Source organism: Rahnella aceris, from assembly GCF_011684115.1.
Lineage (GTDB): Bacteria > Pseudomonadota > Gammaproteobacteria > Enterobacterales > Enterobacteriaceae > Rahnella > Rahnella aceris.
Genome location: NZ_JAADJV010000003.1, coordinates 59,790 through 75,071 on the forward strand (window position 1 = coordinate 59,790; position 15,282 = coordinate 75,071).

Below are 15,282 nucleotides of genomic sequence, written 5' to 3' on the forward strand. Positions count from 1 at the left end.
ATGTACACTGCGTGCGGTATTTTGTTAAAAATTTATATTTGTAAAGTTGCGTATGTACTAACAGGAAGAAAAAATCTATAGTGAGCCCCTTCACGGCTCTCAATCAGATTGGTCAATTTATGTCTACTTCTTATGTCCAGAATTGAGAGATGCGTCGTATTTTTTGACTCAACCTTTTAACGTAAAACAAAAGAACTCATAAAGTGAACGCCAAAACCTCTGCTTTTATCATCACGTTTTTGTCATTTTTTAACCCGGTATCAGTCAGTTACGCCCAGTCTTCGACAGCGTCGCCGAAAGATGATGCGGGTGACACCGCCGGCTCATCAACAATGATGGTCATCAAGCGTGAAAGCACCGGTAAATTATCCGAACTCGATACCCCGGCGGCAGTCAGCGTGATTGATGGCGGGGATTTCAGAAACAGCAAAGCGCAGGTCAATCTGTCTGAAAGCCTTGGCAGCGTCCCCGGTTTACAGGTTCAGAACCGCCAGAACTATGCGCAGGATCTGCAACTTTCCGTTCGCGGATTCGGCAGCCGTTCCATGTATGGCGTGCGCGGTGTGCGTATTTACGTTGATGGTATTCCTGCCACCATGCCGGACGGGCAGGGACAGACCTCCAATATTGACCTGAACTCGGTAGAGCGTGTTGAAGTGCTCCGCGGGCCGTTCTCAGCGCTGTACGGCAACGCCTCCGGCGGCGTGGTGAACGTCGATACCCAAACCGGTTCACAGCCTGCCAAACTGGAAGCGGGCACTTATTTCGGCAGCTACGGTTCGTTTCGTAACAGCGTCAAAGCCAGCGGCGCAACCGGCGACGGCACCCATGCCGGTGATGTGAATTACCTGATTTCCGGTTCCCGTTTCACCACTGACGGCTACCGTGACCATAGCGGTACGCAGAAAAATCTCGGCAACGGCAAGCTGGGCGTGCGTATTGATGATGACAGCACCCTGACGCTGATGTTTAACAGCGTGTCCGTGGATGCCAACGATCCGGGTGGCCTGACAGAATCTGAATGGCATGATGACCCGAAGCAGGCCAAACGCGCCGATCAGTACAACGCCCGTAAGAATCTGGATCAGACACAAGTCGGGTTACGCTATCAGCGTCAGATGGGCGAAAACGACGAGTTCAGCCTGATGACTTATCACGGCGAACGCCACACGACGCAGTACCAGACCATTCCGGCGGCATCGCAGAAAAATCCGCTGAACGCGGGCGGGGTGATTGTTCTGGAACGTAAGTATTCCGGTGTGGATACCCGCTGGAAACATGACGCTCAGATAGGTTCCGTACCGTTTTCCGTCACCGGCGGGCTGGATTATGAAACCATGACCGAGCGTCGTTTCGGTTATGAAAACTTCAATGATGAAGGCGATCTGGGCGTGAAAGGCGACGAACGCCGTAACGAAAAGAACGTGATGTGGAACCTCGATCCCTATCTGCAAACCACGTGGAACCTGACATCGCGCTGGACGCTGGATGCCGGTGCGCGTTACAGCACCGTGAGTTTCGACTCGCAGGATTATTACATTACCGGCAGCAACCCTGATGACAGCGGTTCGCGCCGTTATCACAAACTGCTGCCGATGGCGTCCCTGAACTATGCCGTGACGCCTGCACTGAACACTTATATTTCGGCCGGGCGCGGTTTCGAAACGCCGACCATTAACGAGCTTTCTTACCGCACCGACGGTAAATCTGGCCTGAATCTGGGACTGGAACCTTCCACCAGTAACACCGTGGAACTGGGCAGCAAATGGCGCGTGGGCAACGGTTTAGTGACCGCTGCCGTCTTCCAGACCGATACCGATGACGAGCTGATTGTGGCACAAAGTGTCGGCGGGCGGTCAAGCTACACCAACGCCGGTAAGACACGCCGTCGCGGTCTGGAACTGTCGTTAGATCAGCAGATTGAAGAAAACTGGCGCGTGAAAATGGCCTGGACGCTGCTCGATGCTACTTTCCGCAACGAGACCTGTGGCGCGGGTGATTGCACACCAGCAGGCAACCGACTGCCGGGTATTGCGCGCAACATGGGCTACGCTTCTCTTGAGTGGGCACCGGTTGACGGCTGGCACGCGGGCGCCGATGTGCGATACATGAGCGACATTGAAGTAAACGACGAAAACAGTGAACAGGCCCCCGCTTATACCGTGGCCAGCGTGAATGCGGGTTACCGCTTCAACTGGAACAAAGTGACGCTCGATTTGTTTACCCGCGTCGACAACCTGTTCGACAGAAATTATGTCGGTTCTGTGATTGTTAATGAAGGCAATGGCCGTTATTTCGAACCGGCACCTGGCAGAAACTACGGTGGCGGCGCTACGCTTTCTTATAGTTTCGAATAACTTTTAGTCAGTACGTTCAGTCAGCAGAACAATGAACCACGCGGTGCTGCCCGTTACCTGCACTTTTTGAAGCGGGGCAGCACATGCAAGGAATGACACCCGGTGAGAACCGGATGTTCTTGAAGATTCGGCTCATGCCTGAATCGACGATTATAAAAAATCAGTAAGGTCATCAACTATGGAAACGAAAGCCTCGTTATCACGCATCGTCGTCATAATTACCGCTTTGTTCGCCGCGTTAAGCGGGATTTATCTTCTTGTCGGCGGTATCTGGCTGGCAAAATTAGGGGGTTCTCTTTATTACATTATTGCCGGTGTTATCTCGCTGGTTACCGCGTGGTTGCTGTATCGCCGTCGCTCTTCTGCATTACTGCTGTACGCAATCTTCCTGTTCGGCACCACGGTGTGGGCGGTGTGGGAAGTAGGCACAGACTTCTGGGCACTGACGCCGCGTTTAGACGTCACCTTCTTCCTGGGCCTGTGGATCCTGCTGCCGGTTGTGTATAACCAGATGCTGGCGAAAAATGCTTTCGCACGCGGCGCTCTGGCCGTTTCCCTGCTGTTCACCGTGATTGTGCTGGCGTACTCCGTCTTCAACGATCCGCAGGAAATCAACGGCACCCTTAAAGCTGCCGATGCTGCACCGGCAGCAACCGATTCCGGCGTTCCTGCCAGTGACTGGCCGGCCTATGGCCGTACTCAGGGCGGTACCCGTTACTCGCCACTGAACCAGATCAACGATAAAAACGTCAGCAAGCTCGACGTGGCCTGGACTTTCCGTACCGGTGACCTGAAGACCCCGAACGATCCGGGCGAAATCACTGACGAAGTGACGCCAATCAAAATCGGCGACATGCTTTACCTGTGTACGCCGCACCAGAAGCTGTTTGCTCTGGATGCCGCGACCGGTAAAGAGAAGTGGAAGTTCGATCCGCAGCTCAATTCTAACCCGACCTTCCAGCACGTGACCTGTCGCGGTGTGTCTTATCATGAGACCACACCTGCTGCACAAGGTGATGCGGCTAATGGCGCAGCGCCTGCTGTCTGTTCACGTCGTATCATTCTGCCGGTCAACGATGGCCGTCTGTTTGCGCTGGACGCTGAAACCGGCGCACGTTGCCCGGCATTCGGTAACAACGGTGAGCTGAACCTGCAAGGCAACATGCCTTACGCAACGCCAGGCCACTACGAGCCAACGTCACCGCCAATCATCACTAAATCTGTGATCATCGTGGCGGGTGCGGTTACCGATAACTACTCAAACCGCGAGCCTTCCGGCGTGATCCGTGGCTTTGATGTGGAAACCGGTAAACTGCTGTGGGCCTTCGATCCGGGTGCGGCTGAACCGAACAAAATCCCTGAAGATGGTCAGCACTTCACGCCAAACTCCCCGAACTCATGGGCGCCTGCGGCTTATGATGACAAGCTGGATCTGGTCTACCTGCCAATCGGCGTAGCGACACCAGATATCTGGGGCGGCAACCGTACTCCGGAAATGGAACGTTATGCGAGCGGCCTGCTGGCGCTGAATGCGACCACCGGTAAACTGGCCTGGTTCTATCAGACCGTTCATCACGACCTGTGGGATATGGACGTTCCGGCGCAGCCAACGCTGGCTGATATCACTGACAAGAGCGGCAACAAAGTTCCTGCGATTTATGTACCGACCAAAACCGGTAACATCTTCGTGCTGGATCGCCGTGACGGTAAGCTGATTGTTGACGCACCTGAAAAACCTGTTCCGCAAGGCGCAGCGAAAGGCGACCACGTTTCTCCGACTCAGCCGTTCTCCGAACTGACTTTCCGTCCGGAAGCCAAACTGACCGGTAAAGACATGTGGGGCGCAACGATCTATGACCAGCTGATGTGTCGTGTGATCTTCCACAAACTGCGTTATGAAGGCACCTTCACACCGCCATCCGAGCAGGGCACGCTGGTGTTCCCGGGTAACCTCGGTATGTTCGAGTGGGGCGGTATTTCTGTGGATACCGACCGTCAGGTGGCTATCGCGAACCCGATCGCACTGCCGTTCGTGTCTAAACTGATCCCACGTGGTCCTGGCAACCCTATGGAGCCAGATGAGAACGATAAAGGTGGTTCCGGTACTGAGACTGGCATTCAGCCACAGTACGGCGTGCCATTTGGCGTGACGCTGAACCCGTTCCTGTCTCCGCTGGGCTTCCCATGTAAACAACCTTCATGGGGTTACATCTCCGGCGTTGACCTGAAAACCAACGATATCGTGTGGAAAAAACGTATCGGTACCGTGCGTGACAGCTCACCATTACCGCTGCCGTTCAAAATGGGTATGCCAATGTTGGGCGCACCGATTTCTACCGCCGGTAATGTGTTCTTCATCGCAGCGACCGCAGATAACTACCTGCGTGCATTTGATATGAGCAACGGTGACAAACTGTGGGAAGCTCGTCTGCCAGCAGGTGGCCAGGCGACCCCGATGACTTACTCTGTGAATGGCAAGCAGTACGTTGTTATCGCAGCAGGCGGTCACGGTTCGTTCGGCACCAAACTGGGCGATTACATTATCGCTTACGCACTGCCAGACGCTGACGCTAAATAATTAGCTGTCATAAGCTCTGAAATCTGAAAGGCCGCAAAAGCGGCCTTTTTTATGGCTACAACGCCCGTAGCCATCGCGCCGGATTTCCGGCGTAAACACCTTTCACAGTGATGTCTTTCGTCACTACGCTTCCCGCACCAATCACTGCGCCATCGCAGATTGTGACGCCCAGAATGGTCGCACCGCTGCCAACAGCCACATCGTTACCCACGCGGATCCTGGCCCATGAATCCCGGTCGGGATCGGGTTTTCCTGCCTCAAACATATCGTTCGCAAACATCACGCCGTGGCCGATAAAGCAGTTTTCCCCGACAGTGACATATTCACAAATAAAGGTATGCGACTGGATTTTTGTCCCCCGTCCGATGCTGGTGTTGGCCTGAATTTCCACAAAGGGCCCGACAAAAACGTCATCACCGAGAATACAGTCATACACATTAGCGGGTTCGTAAATCACGACATTTTTCCCGGTGTTAACATTGCGGATTTGCACGTCGCGTGGGGTATGAGGCATTTTAATTCTCCTGTCCGAGGTTAAACGAACAATATCGCTGAATTTTTCTGGCGGAGTAATCGGTACTTTCTGGTATCACTCGGGAATGCAATTGCAGGATATGAGCGGACGAAAAGTCATGATACTGCCCTTTCTGTGTGCGGTAATCACATCCGGTCTTGGCCTCGGGGTTAAAAACCTCATGACCGATTCGCCTGAGGAAGCCTGGCATAATTTCAGTCAGCAAATCGACAGAGAACATGCGAAAGGCGTGTACCCGTTCAGACTGGATTTTTATACCGTTGTGCAAGATGCGAGAATAGATGGTCAGACACTTAACTACACCTACGCAATAGAAAATATCCGGCTGACAGATATCAGCTTGAAACGCAGAGCAGAGCACGTTTCATCCGGTTCTTTTGTACCACCGCGATGGTGCAGAAATATGGTTTGCGGGTGGAATATGACTATACGCAGGGGATGACTGAAAAAACGTATTCGTACAATAAAAGGGATTGCGTGGGCTGAGAAATCGCTCACCGTGAAGGGAACTCAAACAATAAAAATGCCATCTGCGAAGTTATGGAAAACAGTGCCTGCAGGCTTTCAGTGGGCGCTGTCTGGCCGTAATACCCCGTAATGTAATTCGTTGTCGCTATGCTGGCTTCGCCAAAATTCCCGTACTCACTCCATTTTTCAGACTCCAAAAAAATTTTCCATCCACCTGTTATTCTTATGTGTCGATTGTACACATCAAAGATCGCAAAGTTTTCCTGTGGTGTGGCTACGGATTGTCACGCACATTGATGACCTTTCGCAGATGGGCAACATCCTTTAGCGGTGGCAGACCAAAGATGCGGGCGTAATCCCTGTTAAACTGGGGCACACTCCTGTACCCCACTTCCTGGGCAACAAACGTCACGCTTTGTTGCCTGCCTAATAACATCGTTCTGGCATGAAGTAGCCTAACGCGCTTTTGATACTGTAAAGGACTCATGGCCGTGACGGCTTTAAAGTGACGATGAAAAGCCGATACGCTCATCGCCTCCCGTTCGGCCAATGATTCAACGACAAACTCTTCTGTAAAATTATGTCTTAACCAGCGAATGGCATTGCCGATTCGGGCCAACATCGTGCCCGGAGAGGCAATGTCCCTCAGCATCCAGCCATGCGGTCCTTTCAATACGTGATACAGAATTTCGCGCTCATAATTGGGCGCGAGGGCGGGGATATCGTCGGGGGTCTTCATCAGACGCAGCATTCTGACCCACGCATCAAGAAGTTCCGATGTCACTGAGGCAACAGAGAACGCGCCTTCCGGTCTGTTTTTCATGGCTGATTGAGGTAAATCGTCCAGCATAGCAGCCACCCGTTGAGGTTCCAGGGTCAGACTCACCGCCAGATACGGTTCTCCCGTCGCAGACGGATGAACAGCACCCACTGCAGGTAAATCAACCGACATCACAAAATACGAGGCTGGGTCATAGTTGAAAACCCGGTCTCCCACCGTCATCGACTTACTTCCCCTGAGGATCAGATTGATCATTGGCTCATAAACCGCAGCCAGTGCCGAAGCCGGAATATTTCCCTGAACCATCGCGACGCGTGGGATCCCCGTCTCCGTTCGCCAGTTGCTGGCGTGTGCGGCAAGACCACAAAGCTCATCAAGCTGGGATTGCATCATCATGTCTTACATCCTCGGTCTCATCGTTGAAAGGAGCATAAAGCAGAAACAGGCAAGAATCGAGCAGGAACACGGAAGCCCCTGTTTGACCCTTACCTTACTATTACTCCAACGCAAACACAGAGAAAGGAAACATCATGAAAGTTATTCTTGTAACAGGTGGAAGCAGTGGTATAGGAGCCAGTACGGCTATCCAGTGTGCCGCACGCGGTATGGGCGTGGTACTCACCTACCATAATCATCCCGAAGCCGCTGACAAGGTTATCAAACAAATCGAAGCGACTGGCGGTAAGGCTATCGCTGTCCAGCTTGACGTTTCGCGCTCTGAAACTTTCCTTACCTTTAGGAAGACCCTTGAGGATTTACTACACCGTTTCTGGCAACGTTCTGATTTTGATGTACTGATCAACAATGCCGGTTTCGGCCTTTTTAACCCGATTGAAACGGTGACAGAAAATGAGTTCGACAGTCTGTTCAATGTTCACCTTAAAGGCCCGTTCTTCCTGACACAGGCTCTTTTGCCCGTCCTTGCTGATGGGGGGCACATCGTGAATGTGACCAGCGCAACGACACGCGTTGCGACTTCAGGTGTGGCGCCTTATGCCGCTTTCAAAGGAGGGCTCGAGGTACTGACACGCTATATGGCCAAGGAGTTTGGGCCACGCCGTATTCGCGCAAACGCTATTTCTCCAGGTGCCATTCGTACCGGCCTGGGCGGCGGCCTGAATGATGAGTTCGAAGCCTTACTCGCTTCACAAACAGCGCTTGGACGCGTTGGGGAGCCTGACGATGTAGGTAAGGCCATTGCGAGTCTGGTGTCGGATGAAAATGGCTGGGTTAATGCTCAGTCCATCGAAGTGGCTGGCGGCTATCACATTTAATGATGACAGGAGGCTCTATGATCGATCATATCTTTCTATCGGTGACTGAAATCGGGCGATCCGTTGCGTTTTACACCGCAGCCCTGGCGCCTCTCGGCGTCACCGTTCGCCTGGACTATGACGGAAATGATGGGCCGCCGGGGCATCCTGACCTCAAAGGCTTTGGTGCCAACGGCCGGATATTTTTCTGGCTGCGCGAGGGGGACGCTGCAGGCGGGGCCACGCACGTTGGCTTTGTCGCTAATAGCAAAGAAAGGGTTGATGAAGCCTATGCCGCAGCAATGAGTGCGGGAGCCGCTGACAATGGTGCGCCGGGCGCACGCCTTTATTATGATCCCCGTTATTACGCTGCCGGCGTTATCGATCCCGACGGCTACACCCTGGAATTCGTCTATAAAAGTTGGCAGCACACCTCATCATGAAAACATTACTTATTTACGGTGCCACCGGTTATACCGGACGCATGATTGCCAAACAGGCAAAAGACGCTGGTCTCAATTTCGTGATTGCCGGCAGAAATAAAGAAAAACTGGATGAACTGGCGAAAACATTGGACGTAAGGGCCCATGCTTTTGCGTTGGATGATGCCGGGGCTCTCCCTCGTCATTTAGACGGGATAACGGTTGTATTGAACTGCGCCGGTCCTTTTGCTCATACCTCAGAATCACTGATGCGAGCCTGCATTATTCAGGGTGTTCATTACCTGGATATTACTGCCGAAATCAACGTTTATCGGCTGGCTGAGTCACTGCATGATCTCGCCTCCACGGCCAGGGTCATGTTACTGCCTGGTGTGGGATGGGATGTTGTGCCAACGGATTGTCTCGCGGTGACGATAGCTGAAAAGGTGCATGAGCCTGTACGCTTGAGAATTGCGCTGCAGGTTGCAGGCTCAATGTCACGGGGTTCGGCCTTCAGTGTGGGAGAGATTATCAGCGCGGGTCTGCTTGCCAGGGTCAATGGTGAACTGACGACGAAAACCGATGCCAAAACAGACTTTTTTGATTTTGGTGAAGGGAAAGTAGAATGTGCGCCACTCTCTTTCGGTGATCTTGTTACTGCATGGCATTCAACCGGCATTCCAAATATTGAAATGTATGTCCATGTGAGTGGCGATGCCTTTCCATCCGGAGATTTATCACGCTTGCCTGATGGCCCCTCTCAGGAAGAGCGCGCAGGTAATGTCGCTCGTGCAGTGGTAGAAATGACCGGGGTTGATGGTGACATTCACCATGCAGTCATTGAAACGGTCAACGGATATTCCTATACGCCACTCGCTGCGGTCGAAGCCGCCAGACGGGTGCTTAACGGAGTAAGCCAGCCTGGATTTCAGACGCCAGCTAAAGTATTTGGTGCAGATTTTGCGCTGAGTATTCAAGGGACGCGTATTTCCATACTTTGAGCCATAGGTGTGTAAAACCATGCTAAAGCTGCGCGGCAGTCAGTCTCGAGCATCTGTTCAATAAGATTGCGCACCGTTGGCAATCGCTCATGCCTTCGAAATAGTGCCGCCACCTCCGAAACAATAGCAGGGCCGGCAATTTCTCTGAAAACGACATTCGGCAATTGAATCGTGTTGATCAGCACACTGGGAATGATTGCGACACCCATACCCAGCGCTACTTGTGTCAACACCGCAACCAGAGTTCCGGGCGACGAGACGATATGTGGATCGAATTTTCCGCGCCTTGCGACCTCACGCAAGCCCAGACCTTGTTCTGGGATCACAAACGACTCATTGGAAAGCGCGCGCGGGAGAATGTCCGTCGACATCTTCGACAGAGCGTGGTCTGCCGGCAGAGCCACACAGAATCGGTCCCGTGCCATGACATGGCTGGAGACAGACAGAGGCAGATGCACGGGCGTTCGGACAAAAGCCAAATCTATCCTGCCTTCCTCCAGGAGTGGCAGGATCTGCTCGGTGGGTAATTCCTTCGTGTTAAGCATAACGTCGGGCCATTTATTGCGAAACCGCTGGACCTGTTCCTGGAGTACCCCAAAAAATGCCGCTGAACCAACATAACCTATCTCCACTCTTCCAACCTGACCCCAGACACCTACACGCAGTTGTAGCACGTGCCGATTACGGTAAGCTTCATAAGATAATGATCGGAGACAATAAGAATGATTTTGAGGCCGCCCAGGGATACGAAATGTCGTTTGCATTTGCAAATTGGGGTTATGGATCTCTGGTGGACGAGAGTGAAGCAGTCATTCTCAGAAAATTCATAGATATTCTCGACTTCGTAGATTTACCATCTTGATGAACCATCGTGTATTTGTTGACCACTTCAATGCCGGATGGCAGGGAAATCTGGACATAGGTTTCGCTATTTCCCGCAGCCTGTCACTTGCGGATAATTGCGGCAAACCAGCATGAGTTTATGTTTCGGTTCAAAACCTTTATCCAGCATGCATTGCTGAACTTTCGCGGCCTTAAGAATGGTCGGAACGAAAGGAACCGAGCCTAGCGGTTTCGGATATCCGCATTCATACATCATTTGTAACGCGAGCTTATCGTTCTCCACAGCGTGTGAAAAATGCAGTGAGGCGCCCGCTTTACGCCAGCTGATGAGCTGTGACTCATCCCGGCCTGAATCCGGTTTGATCGGGTGAAAACCCTTATCGGCGACAAAAGGTAGCGCTTCGAGCTGTCGCTGACTGAGCGGATGTCCCTGTTGTTTCTCGATGCAGGCAGGGGTGTTTTTGTAGTAATCGCAAATATGGAAATCGCCCTTATAGGTAAATCCTTTCCCCTCCATGCACTGGTAATACAGCACCGTTTCATTGTCGGTAAAAGAAGGTTCCGGCCCCGGAAGCGGGACGCCGCATTGCCCCATCGCAACACGCGCGTCATCTATGGTGCTGCCAGGGCGCTGCCACTGCGTTAAATCAGGCGGGGGCGGACACCCGGTGAGCAGAAAAACCGAACCGATCAGTGCAGATGAAGAAACCAGAGAAGTGATGCGGGGCATAAAAATCCTTTTTAATAATAATGTTATAGAATTCTTTGACTCCCTTTATGCAGCGGGAGTGGCAGGAGAAGGATAACTTTAGTTCAGTTTCAGGAAACAGAAGCGTTTATATGTCCTGAAGTAAGGAGAAGACAGATGACCGTTGTTTTGGATGAAGGCACGCCAGCGGCTGAAACTCTGGCGTGACACTGCGCGGAACTAAGAAGCACAGCCCTCTGGCTTAAATACCCGTGTTATGGACGCCGGATTATTGGCCAGTTTATTGGCCGGTCTGCGCGGACGGGCAACGAGTTCTCCGCCACAGTTGGGGCATATCCCGTGAAGTTTGTCTTCGGCACAGGTTACACAGAATGTGCATTCAAACGAGCAAATTCTGGCATCAGCAGCAGGGGGGAGGTCGGTATTGCAACACTCGCAGTTGGGTCTCAGTTCCAGCATAGAATTTATCCTTCAACAGTATGACTTCAGGGATAACCATCAGACGTTCGCCGGTCTGTTTCGTCATAAACATATCCTGAAACAGGTGTTTGGGAAAGATCCGGCGCAAGGACTGACCGGAATAACGAAACATCTGCCGCAATCGCTGGAATGCGTATCAGAACCCGTTGATTTAAGCAGAGCGCCTGTGAGGGCGCTCCGGGTTGAGCTGTTTACTCTATCGACAACCGGTAAACCCGCAGGCGATACCCGTCAGGATCCAACGCGAGAAAGGTATAGCCGAAATCCATCTCAACAGGTTCCTGCATTATCTCAAGTCCCTTATCGCGCCAGAGAGAGCAGAGAGCATCGACCTGTTCATTGCTGTCAGCAGAAAAGACGATCTCACCATTTCCGGCATAACCTTCAGCGGCGGGTTCGACAGTATGCTTTGACCAAAGGCCCAGCCTCATCCCTGAGGGTAGAACAAACATGGCGAAAGTGGCTGAAGCCTCAACGGGTTGTTTTTCCAGAAGGTCTTCATAGAATCTGGCGCTGACCTGCGGATTGTTGACGTACAAAATAACGAAGTTTGAATCAATCATTAGTGGCCCCTCAGGAATGAAAAGACATCCGGTTTGATGTCTGTTACTGAGTATCTTAGTGGCCACCACTGCCAGTTTCTGTCAGGAGTGATTCGGGTTACTGAGGTGAGATTTGTTCCTTATCCTGCCACTCTTTCAGCAATCTCTGACGCCGCCTTGGGTAGCGCTCATCCGTTCGTTTGAGAGACATAATGCAGTCGGTGCGGAAATGACGAAAGCTCTGACGCGACTCGCACCATGCGATCAGTATCTGAACCTGATCGAAATAACCGAGGGCAAATGGCCAGATCACCCGGGAGGAACTTTCATTTTTCAGGCTGCGATAAACAATTTCAATTTTACGTTCGTCTTTAATTGCCTGACGGATTTGCGGTAATAAGGCTGCGTCTGCGCCAGAATTGTCTGCTGGGCCGATGAGTAAGGTTGTCGATTCCAAAGACATGCGCAGATCTTCGGGCAGCACCGCTGCAATTTTGGCAAGCGCGTTTTTTGCTGCCGCGCTCAGTTGCCCGTCGCTACGTCTGGATACCCAGCGGGAACCCAACACCAGTGCCTGGATTTCATCCTCAGAAAACATCAGAGGAGGAAGCATGAAACCGGGGCGCAAAATATATCCCAGCCCCGGCTCGCCCTGAATATCGGCTCCCTGCTCCTGCAATGTTGCGATATCCCGGTAGAGCGTTCTGACGCTGATATTGAGTTCCGCAGCCAGCGTTAACCCGGTCACCGGAAACCGGTGGCGGCGGAGGATCTGAATTAAATCAAGCAAACGCTGGGAACGGGACACGGTGTTACTCTCTTAGGTATCGGTTATCTATTATTTCCATTATTTCTCCGCCTGCAAGTGACCGCGCTGACCTCGCAGGCGGCTCACGCTTATCACACTCGCCAGCACCGTCGCCATCACCGCCACCCACAAACTGACCTTCACCGCCTGCGCTTCGTGTAACACCGTGCTGGCAGAATAAAGTGTCAGGATGACCCCGACGCACGCGGCACCGAGACACTGGCCGAAGGTGCGCATAATGGCCAGTACGCCGGAGGCATAACCGCTGTTTTCCCGCGACGCATTGGAGAGCATTTCACGGTTGTTCGGACTCTGGAAACAGCCGAAGCCCAGTCCGCAGATAAAGCTTCTCAGGCCGATATCCCAGACCTGGGGTTGCGCGGGGAGTTGCGCGAGTAACAGTAATCCCACCGCAAATACCGCCAGACCCACAGTAGAAATAATGGCGGCCGGATAACGGTCGGCAAGGCGTCCTGCATGCGGTGCCGCCAGAATAATCCCCAGCGGCCAGGGCGTGAAAAGTAATGCGGAAACAAAGGCGCTGTAACCGTAAACGCTCTGAAACAGGAACGGCAGCGCGACAAAGGTGATGCCCTGGCTGACGAATGAGGCCAGCGAAGTGAAGGCCGCCAGCGTGAACCGCGTGGAGGCAAACATGCCGAGCGGCAGCAGCGGTTTTGGCGCCCGACGCTGACGCCAGACAAAGGCCACGCCTGCAATTATCGCCGTCAGGCCATAGGTTATGGCGGTGGCAAGTTTGTCATTTCCCGGATGCGCAAAGGATTCTGCCGCCATAATCAGCGCGCCCAGTGCGACTGCCGATAAAATCGCCCCGGCAGTATCAAACGGCTGGCGCGTACTGGCGGGGTTTGATGGCACCACGCGCAGCGTAAGAATGACCGCAATAATGCCGAGCGGAATATTGATCGCGAACAGCCACTGCCAGCTCATCGCCGATAATATTGTCCCGCCCAGCACCGGCGCGACAGCGGTGCTGGTGGCGATCATCAGAGCATTCAGCCCCAGTATTCGTCCGAGAAGGCGGTTGGGGAAAACGGAGCGCAATATCGCCGGGCCAATACTCAGCGTGGCTGCTGCGCCAATTCCCTGAAGCACCCGCATGATAATCAACATGTCGAGCGATGATGACAGCGCACAACCCAAAGAGGCAAGGGTGAACACCGTCAGTCCGGCGGCAAACAGCGGACGGAAACCGATGCGGCTGGCCAGCGCGGCGAAGATTGCCAGTGTCATGGACGCCGACAGCAGATAACCGTTCGACACCCAGACCGCTGCACCTGCCGAGATATCCAGTGCATGTGCAATCTGTGGCAGTGCGATGTTGACCATCGAACCGTCGAATACCGCCATCGTTGCCATGATCATCACGGCGGCCATGGCAAATCCCCGTTCACGGCCGGGTAATCCTTCATCGCCTGGTTTGTCGGAAAATAATTCCATAACGCATTCGCCTTATTGATATTGAGTCAGGTAACTATACCGGCAGGTAATATAGTGCGGAAGACGCAGCATCTGCACTTAATACCTGCACCAAACGCCTTCTCTCATTATTGCCGTTGCGTTACTCTGTTCAGATGACTGAACCCGATCTGAACTTACTTATTGCACTTGATGTGCTGCTGGCTGAAGCAAGTGTAGCCGCTGCTGCCCGACGTCTGGGATTAAGCGCCTCTGCTATGAGCCGTACACTGGGTCGCCTGCGCGAAACCACCGGCGATCCGCTGCTGGTGCGCGCCGGACGAAATATGGTGCTGACGCCTTATGCCGAAGAAATCCGCCAGCGCACCCGGAATGTGGCGTTTGAGGCGCGCGCCCTGTTGCGGCCTTCATCAGCAGATTTCAATTTAGCCAGACTTGAGCGTACTTTCCTGATCCGTTCCAACGATGGTTTTGTGGTGGCATTTGGCGCGGCGATGATTGCCGCCGCTGCGCAGGTGGCCCCTTCTGTATGTTTGCGATTTATGCCAAAACCGGAAAAAACCTCCAATGCGTTGCGGGAAGGGCGGGTGGATCTTGAGATTGGTGTTTTAGGCGAAATGGGACCGGAAATTCGTTTGCAAACTTTGTTCCGCGACAGGTTTATGGGCGTGGTGAGAAAAGGTCATCCGCTGGCGCTTAAGAAAACGATTACCGCGCACGAATACGTGTCGTTCGGGCATGTTGTCGTTTCACGTCGCAACAACACTTACGGACCTGTGGATGACGCGCTGGCCGAAGTCGGGCTGAAAAGGAAAATTGCCGCCGTCGTGCCGGGTTTTTCCGCCGCCCTGGCGATTGCGCAAAACTCCGATCTGGTGGCGCTGATCCCCGCGTCATTCATGATTGCTGAGCCAGACCGGTTATATGCTTTCGAACTGCCGCTGGAAACCCGTGAAATCACGATTTCCCAGATGTGGCATCCGCGTTCAGAAGTTGACCCTGCGCACCGCTGGCTGCGGCAACTGGTATTGGGAGTGTGTCGTGATAAGGTGACGCTGTAACGCG

General features: G+C 53.0%; 14 protein-coding genes. 6 read left to right on the plus strand and 8 right to left on the minus strand.

Annotated features, from left to right (window positions below; translation table 11 throughout):
* Positions 1-203 precede the first annotated feature (203 nt).
* Together pqqU and GW591_RS15795 are read left to right on the plus strand one after the other, a co-directional pair.
* Positions 204-2,357: a TonB-dependent receptor PqqU gene (pqqU, locus tag GW591_RS15790; protein WP_121019866.1), complete on the plus strand. Its 2,154-nt coding sequence runs from the start codon at positions 204-206 to the stop codon at positions 2,355-2,357.
* Between the two features lie 178 nt (positions 2,358-2,535).
* Complete coding sequence (locus GW591_RS15795) at positions 2,536-4,935, plus strand: glucose/quinate/shikimate family membrane-bound PQQ-dependent dehydrogenase (protein ID WP_013578038.1); 2,400 nt, start codon at positions 2,536-2,538, stop codon at positions 4,933-4,935.
* 55 nt (positions 4,936-4,990) lie between these two features.
* Here the strand turns inward: GW591_RS15795 and GW591_RS15800 are convergent, their stop codons facing one another.
* Both GW591_RS15800 and GW591_RS15805 read right to left on the minus strand, forming a co-directional pair.
* Positions 4,991-5,449, minus strand: a complete 459-nt coding sequence (locus tag GW591_RS15800; protein WP_095925458.1) for an acyltransferase — start codon at positions 5,447-5,449, stop codon at positions 4,991-4,993.
* A 763-nt stretch (positions 5,450-6,212) separates the two neighbouring features.
* On the minus strand, positions 6,213-7,115 hold the full coding sequence (locus GW591_RS15805) for an AraC family transcriptional regulator (RefSeq protein ID WP_013578040.1): 903 nt from the start codon (positions 7,113-7,115) through the stop codon (positions 6,213-6,215).
* 134 nt (positions 7,116-7,249) lie between these two features.
* Between GW591_RS15805 and GW591_RS15810 the strand changes: the two genes are divergently transcribed.
* The 3 genes from GW591_RS15810 to GW591_RS15820 are packed head-to-tail and all read left to right on the plus strand — an operon-like array spanning position 7,250 to position 9,395.
* On the plus strand, positions 7,250-7,993 hold the full coding sequence (locus GW591_RS15810; RefSeq protein ID WP_013578041.1) for an SDR family NAD(P)-dependent oxidoreductase: 744 nt from the start codon (positions 7,250-7,252) through the stop codon (positions 7,991-7,993).
* Positions 7,994-8,010: 17 nt separating this feature from the next.
* Positions 8,011-8,415: a VOC family protein gene (locus tag GW591_RS15815; protein ID WP_013578042.1), complete on the plus strand. Its 405-nt coding sequence runs from the start codon at positions 8,011-8,013 to the stop codon at positions 8,413-8,415.
* Positions 8,412-9,395: a saccharopine dehydrogenase family protein gene (locus GW591_RS15820; protein ID WP_121019867.1), complete on the plus strand. Its 984-nt coding sequence runs from the start codon at positions 8,412-8,414 to the stop codon at positions 9,393-9,395. The genes GW591_RS15815 and GW591_RS15820 overlap by 4 nt, the downstream gene beginning before the upstream one ends.
* Here the strand turns inward: GW591_RS15820 and GW591_RS15825 are convergent.
* The 6 genes from GW591_RS15825 to GW591_RS15850 form a co-directional block, all read right to left on the minus strand.
* Positions 9,368-10,027 carry a LysR family substrate-binding domain-containing protein gene (locus GW591_RS15825; RefSeq protein ID WP_014416637.1) on the minus strand — a complete coding sequence of 220 codons (660 nt, stop codon included), beginning with the start codon at positions 10,025-10,027 and terminating at the stop codon, positions 9,368-9,370. The genes GW591_RS15820 and GW591_RS15825 overlap by 28 nt on opposite strands.
* A gap of 296 nt (positions 10,028-10,323) precedes the next feature.
* Positions 10,324-10,968 carry a hypothetical protein gene (locus tag GW591_RS15830; RefSeq protein ID WP_013578045.1) on the minus strand — a complete coding sequence of 215 codons (645 nt, stop codon included), beginning with the start codon at positions 10,966-10,968 and terminating at the stop codon, positions 10,324-10,326.
* Between the two features lie 198 nt (positions 10,969-11,166).
* Positions 11,167-11,406, minus strand: coding sequence for a DUF1272 domain-containing protein (locus tag GW591_RS15835; protein WP_072012244.1), 240 nt, complete (start codon positions 11,404-11,406; stop codon positions 11,167-11,169).
* Between the two features lie 212 nt (positions 11,407-11,618).
* Positions 11,619-11,990, minus strand: coding sequence for a VOC family protein (locus tag GW591_RS15840; protein WP_013578047.1), 372 nt, complete (start codon positions 11,988-11,990; stop codon positions 11,619-11,621).
* Positions 11,991-12,087: 97 nt separating this feature from the next.
* A complete protein-coding gene (locus GW591_RS15845; RefSeq protein ID WP_013578048.1) occupies positions 12,088-12,777 on the minus strand; it encodes a helix-turn-helix transcriptional regulator in 690 nt (229 codons plus the stop codon).
* A gap of 39 nt (positions 12,778-12,816) precedes the next feature.
* Positions 12,817-14,238, minus strand: a complete 1,422-nt coding sequence (locus tag GW591_RS15850) for an MFS transporter (protein WP_013578049.1) — start codon at positions 14,236-14,238, stop codon at positions 12,817-12,819.
* A gap of 134 nt (positions 14,239-14,372) precedes the next feature.
* Here GW591_RS15850 and GW591_RS15855 point away from each other — a divergent pair, with 134 nt between their 5' ends.
* Positions 14,373-15,278 carry a LysR family transcriptional regulator gene (locus GW591_RS15855; protein WP_119262353.1) on the plus strand — a complete coding sequence of 302 codons (906 nt, stop codon included), beginning with the start codon at positions 14,373-14,375 and terminating at the stop codon, positions 15,276-15,278.
* Positions 15,279-15,282: the final 4 nt, after the last annotated feature.

Excerpts from the sequence above, each read along its gene's own strand:
- GW591_RS15795 (WP_013578038.1), top strand. The coding sequence starts at position 2,536 with ATGGAAACGAAAGCCTCGTTATCACGCATCGTCGTCATAATTACCGCT.
- GW591_RS15800 (WP_095925458.1), bottom strand. The coding sequence starts at position 5,449 with ATGCCTCATACCCCACGCGACGTGCAAATCCGCAATGTTAACACCGGG.
- GW591_RS15805 (WP_013578040.1), bottom strand. The coding sequence starts at position 7,115 with ATGATGATGCAATCCCAGCTTGATGAGCTTTGTGGTCTTGCCGCACAC.
- GW591_RS15810 (WP_013578041.1), top strand. The coding sequence starts at position 7,250 with ATGAAAGTTATTCTTGTAACAGGTGGAAGCAGTGGTATAGGAGCCAGT.
- GW591_RS15815 (WP_013578042.1), top strand. The coding sequence starts at position 8,011 with ATGATCGATCATATCTTTCTATCGGTGACTGAAATCGGGCGATCCGTT.
- GW591_RS15820 (WP_121019867.1), top strand. The coding sequence starts at position 8,412 with ATGAAAACATTACTTATTTACGGTGCCACCGGTTATACCGGACGCATG.
- GW591_RS15830 (WP_013578045.1), bottom strand. The coding sequence starts at position 10,968 with ATGCCCCGCATCACTTCTCTGGTTTCTTCATCTGCACTGATCGGTTCG.
- GW591_RS15835 (WP_072012244.1), bottom strand. The coding sequence starts at position 11,406 with ATGCTGGAACTGAGACCCAACTGCGAGTGTTGCAATACCGACCTCCCC.
- GW591_RS15840 (WP_013578047.1), bottom strand. The coding sequence starts at position 11,990 with ATGATTGATTCAAACTTCGTTATTTTGTACGTCAACAATCCGCAGGTC.
- GW591_RS15850 (WP_013578049.1), bottom strand. The coding sequence starts at position 14,238 with ATGGAATTATTTTCCGACAAACCAGGCGATGAAGGATTACCCGGCCGT.
- GW591_RS15855 (WP_119262353.1), top strand. The coding sequence starts at position 14,373 with ATGACTGAACCCGATCTGAACTTACTTATTGCACTTGATGTGCTGCTG.